This is a genomic window from Bariatricus sp. HCP28S3_D3 (assembly GCF_052065755.1).
GTDB lineage: Bacteria > Bacillota > Clostridia > Lachnospirales > Lachnospiraceae > Allocoprococcus.
In genome coordinates this window covers 1-2,148 of the sequence record NZ_JBQHTK010000072.1, presented here as the reverse complement: position 1 = coordinate 2,148, position 2,148 = coordinate 1, and the positions used below count along the sequence as shown (strand labels likewise).

Below are 2,148 nucleotides of genomic sequence, written 5' to 3'. Positions count from 1 at the left end.
TTGGTTATGCTAGAAAGAGCGCAGGGTGGATGCCTTGGCACTAAGAGCCGATGAAAGACGTGATAAGCTGCGAAAAGCTTCGGGGAGGAGCAAATATCCGACGATCCGGAGATATCTGAATGGGGAAACCCACTGGAGCAGACCTCCAGTATCCATACGCCAATCCATAACGTATGGAGGGGAACCCGGTGAACTGAAACATCTAAGTAGCCGGAGGAAGAGAAAACAACCGTGATTTCCAAAGTAGCGGCGAGCGAAATGGAAAGAGCCCAAACCGGAATGCGTGCATTCCGGGGTTCGGACTGCAGAAATGATCTGACAAGTTTAGCAGAATGGTTTTGGGAAAGCCAGCCAGAGAGGGTGAAAGCCCCGTAAGCGAAAGACAAGTCAGCATGGCAGGATCCAGAGTACCACGAGACACGAGAAACCTTGTGGGAACGAGCGGGGACCACCCCGTAAGGCTAAATACTCCTTAGTGACCGATAGCGCATAGTACTGTGAAGGAAAGGTGAAAAGGACCCCGGGAGGGGAGTGAAAGAGAACCTGAAACCCTGTGTTTACAAGCTGTGGAAGAACTTTATATGTTCAACCGCGTACTTTTTGTAGAACGGTCCGGCGAGTTACGCCATCTGGCAAGGTTAAGGACTGAAGGTCCGGAGCCGAAGTGAAAACAAGTCTTAATAGGGCGGGAAGTCAGATGGAGTAGACCCGAAACCGGGTGATCTATCCATGTCCAGGCTGAAGTTGCCGTAAAAGGCAATGGAGGGCCGAACCCACATCCGTTGAAAAGGGTGGGGATGAGGTGTGGATAGGGGAGAAATTCCAATCGAACCCGGAGATAGCTGGTTCTCCTCGAAATAGCTTTAGGGCTAGCCTCGTGAGAGTCTGCTGGAGGTAGAGCACTGAATTTGTGCGGGGGCGTCAAAGCTTACCAAGCGATATCAAACTCCGAATGCCAGCCAGATGATTCACGGGAGTCAGACTGCACGAGATAAGTTGGGCAGTCAAAAGGGAAAGAGCCCAGACCTGCAGCTAAGGTCCCAAAATGTGTGTTAAGTGGAAAAGGATGTGGGATTTCAAAGACAACCAGGATGTTGGCTTAGAAGCAGCCATACATTAAAAGAGTGCGTAATAGCTCACTGGTCGAGAGGTCCTGCGCCGAAAATGTCCGGGGCTGAAACACACTACCGAAGCTCAGGAATCTACAAAGTAGATTGGTAGAGGAGCATTGAATACGCGAAGAAGCAGTACCGAAAGGAGCTGTGGAGTGTATTGAAGAGAGAATGCCGGAATGAGTAGCGAGAGGAAGGTGAGAATCCTTCCGGCCGAATACCCAAGGTTTCCAGAGTAAAGCTGATCTGCTCTGGGTAAGTCGGGACCTAAGGCGAGGTCGAAAGACGTAGCCGATGGACAACAGGTTGAGATTCCTGTACTGCAGTATAACAGAACTGTGGGGACGCAGAAGGAGAGCACGACCGGGAATGGGATCCCGGAGCAAGCGAGGTAGGAGATGAGTTGGCAAATCCGCTCATCAATCCGAAGACGTGATGCGGACTGAACTAAAGTAAGGAAGAGTGTGAGCCAGCTGCCAAGAAAAGCCGCTATTGTTTGTACTGTACCCGTACCGTAAACCGACACAGGTAGGTGAGGAGAGAATCCTAAGGCCGACGGGAGAAGCATTGTTAAGGAACTCGGCAAAATGACTCCGTAACTTCGGGAGAAGGAGTGCCAGTGAGAGCTGGCCGCAGAGAATTGGCCCAAGCAACTGTTTAGCAAAAACACAGGTCTATGCAAAACCGAAAGGTGAGGTATATGGGCTGACGCCTGCCCGGTGCTGGAAGGTTAAGGGGAGAGGTTAGCGGAAACGCGAAGCTTTGAACTTAAGCCCCAGTAAACGGCGGCCGTAACTATAACGGTCCTAAGGTAGCGAAATTCCTTGTCGGGTAAGTTCCGACCCGCACGAAAGGCGTAATGATTTGGGCACTGTCTCGACAATGCACCCGGTGAAATTGAAGTACCAGTGAAGATGCTGGTTACCCGCGCCAGGACGGAAAGACCCCATGGAGCTTTACTCCAGCTTGATACTGGGATTCGGTATTGTATGTACAGGATAGGTGGGAGGCTAAGAAGTGGTTACGCCAGTAGCCA

At 51.2% G+C, this 2,148-nt stretch carries 1 rRNA gene; it reads left to right on the top strand.

Annotated features, from left to right (window positions below):
- Positions 1 to 2: 2 nt before the first annotated feature.
- A 23S ribosomal RNA gene (locus ACTNB3_RS17700) occupies positions 3 to 2,148 on the top strand; the annotation flags it as partial.